Genomic DNA, 2,717 nt, shown 5'->3' with positions numbered 1-2,717 from the left:
ACCGACCACCTCCAACAGGTCAGTGCCCAGGCTGGCGAGGCCGTGGCCGAAGCCCGCGCGCAGGCGCAGCAGCAGACGGCGGAAACCCTGCAGGTCGCATCCGCGATGGAAGAGATGGCGCAGAGCGTGCAGGAGATCGCTCGCAATGCCTCCGTTGGCGCCCAGATCAGCGAGCAGGTGCGCGATCAGGCCGACCAAGGCATGGAGACCGTTCAGCAGAGTGCCGAGGCCGTGCGCACGCTGGTCGAGCGCATCAGCAGCTCGTCGCAAGTCACCCACCAGGTCGCCGAGGAGGCCAAGCGGATCGGAGCGGCCCTTGACCTCATCGAACAGATCACGGAGCAAACCCATCTGCTCGCCCTCAATGCCACGATCGAGGCGGCACGCGCCGGCGAGGCCGGTCGCGGCTTCTCGGTGGTCGCCGAGGAGGTTCGCGTGCTCGCCGATCGCACCTCGGACGCAACCGCCGAGATCAAGACCATCACCCACTCGCTGCAGGAAGGCACGGATCGCGCTGTTGCCGCCATGGACGAGAGTAGTGAGCACGCCGCACACAGCCTGGCCCTCGCGGACCAGTCTCATCAGGCACTGGAAGCGATCCGCACTGCGGTTGCCTCGATGCAAGAGATGAGCCTACAAATCGCCAGCGCGACGGAGCAGCAGAGCGCCACCACCGAAGAGATCAACGCCAATATCAACAACATCGACCAGTTGGCGCAGCAGGTTCAGAGCTATGCCGAGCAGGCTGGCGCGCGGGTCAGCGAGCTTGGTGAGCTGATCGATCACGCCGCCCGACTTGCCTGTCGCTTCGCGCATCCTCAGGCCTCCTGATGGGGCGAAGAGAGCGTCGACCCACTGCTTGCCGATGTGAGCACCAAAGTCGGGCCATCATCGGGAGGTAGAAGGTAGACAGCGATCAAGGTCCGCTCAGCACCTCAGCAGGATGACCGTCACATTATCATGCCCACCCTGCTCCAGCGCTGCGGCGACCAGCGCCTGTGCGGCTGGCTCGGGAGCACGGGCATCTTGGATCAAGCCGCCGATCTCGGCGTCACTCAGCTCGCCATTGAGCCCATCGGTGCAGAGCAGGAGCCAGTCGCCCCGGCTCCAGTCACCGCTGACATGATCGGCATCGATCGCCGGCGTTGCGAATCCGCCCAGGGCGCGCGTGAGCTGATGACGATAAGGATGGCTGCCAGCCTGTTCCGGGCTCAGCAATCCTTGATCGACCAGCGACTGCACGACCGAATGATCGCGGGTGAGCTGGCACAGCCTTTGGCCTGGCTGGAGGCTGTAAGCACGGCTGTCGCCCACCCAGGCCAGCTCATAGCGGTTGCGATCGAGGCGCAACGCAACGGCGGTGGTGCCCATCCCCGGGCTGCCCTGACCCGCGGCTGCAGCATCCAAGATGGCACGATGAGCGCCATTGAGCGCCTCGGTCAGGTCGACGCCTCGGCGCACCTCATCGACGATGGTCTCGACGGCGATGGCGCTCGCCACCGCACCGCCGGCGACACCGCCCATGCCATCCGCGACCACCCAGAGGCCAAGCTCGGGCTGCGCGGCATAGGCATCCTCATTGCGCGTGCGCACAAGGCCAGTCTCGCTGAGGCAGGCGAACTCCGGCGGCTGGAGCAGATGCGGATCGGAGGCTTTCATGATCATTTGGCTATGTTCTGCTCAGTCCAATGGTAAGGCGGTACGCTCGATGACCTGGCGCAGCACAAAGCTCGAATGCACGCCGGAGACGCCTTCGATACGGGTGATCTTGTGTAGCAGGAGATCCTGATAGGCCTCCATGTCACGCACGATCACCTTGAGCTGATAATCGGCATCGCGACCGGTGATCAGCGAGCACTCGAGCACCTCCGGCAGCGCCGATACCGTCGCATCAAAATTGGCGAAACGCTCAGGCGTATGCCGATCCATCGAGATGCTGATGAAGGCGATCAGTGTCAACCCGAGCTTCCGCGCATCGACCATCGCCCGATAACCGGCGATGATGCCGGCCTCCTCGAGCGCTCGCACCCGGCGTAGACAGGGCGATGGCGACAGGCCGATGCGATCGGCTAGCTCCTGATTGCTGATGCGCCCATCGGCTTGCAGGATCTCGAGGATGCGGTGGTCGTAGCGATCGAGTGTCATGCCTTCAGATTAGCTCAGAACCCAGCCGCTCGGCATCCGCGGAAAGAAGCGAGACAGCGGTCAACGGCGAAATTGCGCGATCAGCCTTCGTTATGAATAAAAATTGCGCAAGACGGAGCGATCAGGATGTTTTTCGCAATCCCCTACCTGAAGAAGAAGCGCATCCTATCAACCGTCGGCCACAAGCAGACGACCTGGCAAGGCCCACAAGGCCAGACCCAAACGAGGATCACCGACAGCACCGGGTCGACACCCAGCGATTCGGTGACCGAACGGGCGCTGTAACCCAGCCCATCGCTCTAGACCGGTACCGACATCGCGCCCGCCGTGCCGCGCGCCAGCCCAAAGCCGGGCTTGCGCTGCGCCACCGGCGGCAGCGCCCAGTCGCTGGCACGCCCGGTCGCGCAGTCGATCGATCCGATCAAAAGGCCGAGCAGCTTGTTGCTCGCCCACTGCAAAGCCACTTGCCCACTGCCACAAGGAGCTCGCAATGCCCGCCCATCACGCCAAGTATCGTCCGAGCAAGCCGGTACAATGGCCCGACCGCCGCTGGCCAGACCGGATCATCGAGC

5 protein-coding genes are annotated in these 2,717 nt (G+C 64.0%); 2 read left to right on the top strand and 3 right to left on the bottom strand.

Features of this window, described 5'->3' with window-relative positions:
- On the top strand, positions 1–831 hold an 831-nt coding region (locus tag ACY693_RS17905), incomplete at its 5' end, for a methyl-accepting chemotaxis protein (RefSeq protein WP_462323168.1).
- 96 nt (positions 832–927) lie between these two features.
- Here ACY693_RS17905 and ACY693_RS17900 read toward each other — a convergent pair.
- Together ACY693_RS17900 and ACY693_RS17895 are read right to left on the bottom strand one after the other, a co-directional pair.
- On the bottom strand, positions 928–1,659 hold the full coding sequence (locus tag ACY693_RS17900) for a PP2C family protein-serine/threonine phosphatase (RefSeq protein ID WP_462323167.1): 732 nt from the start codon (positions 1,657–1,659) through the stop codon (positions 928–930).
- Between the two features lie 21 nt (positions 1,660–1,680).
- The gene (locus ACY693_RS17895) at positions 1,681–2,145 is read right to left on the bottom strand and encodes an Lrp/AsnC family transcriptional regulator (protein WP_462323166.1); all 465 of its coding nucleotides are present in this window, start codon (positions 2,143–2,145) and stop codon (positions 1,681–1,683) included.
- Positions 2,146–2,271: 126 nt separating this feature from the next.
- Between ACY693_RS17895 and ACY693_RS17890 the strand changes: the two genes are divergently transcribed.
- Complete coding sequence (locus ACY693_RS17890) at positions 2,272–2,430, top strand: hypothetical protein (protein ID WP_462323165.1); 159 nt, start codon at positions 2,272–2,274, stop codon at positions 2,428–2,430.
- A gap of 14 nt (positions 2,431–2,444) precedes the next feature.
- Here ACY693_RS17890 and ACY693_RS17885 read toward each other — a convergent pair whose 3' ends face one another.
- Positions 2,445–2,609 carry a hypothetical protein gene (locus ACY693_RS17885; protein ID WP_462323164.1) on the bottom strand — a complete coding sequence of 55 codons (165 nt, stop codon included), beginning with the start codon at positions 2,607–2,609 and terminating at the stop codon, positions 2,445–2,447.
- Positions 2,610–2,717 lie beyond the last annotated feature (108 nt).

The organism is Halochromatium sp., from assembly GCF_054919635.1.
This window is presented reverse-complemented; position numbering and strand designations above follow the sequence as displayed.

Coding starts and splice junctions, on each gene's coding strand:
- ACY693_RS17895 (WP_462323166.1), bottom strand. CDS start 2,145: ATGACACTCGATCGCTACGACCACCGCATCCTCGAGATCCTGCAAGCC.
- ACY693_RS17890 (WP_462323165.1), top strand. CDS start 2,272: ATGTTTTTCGCAATCCCCTACCTGAAGAAGAAGCGCATCCTATCAACC.
- ACY693_RS17900 (WP_462323167.1), bottom strand. CDS start 1,659: ATGAAAGCCTCCGATCCGCATCTGCTCCAGCCGCCGGAGTTCGCCTGC.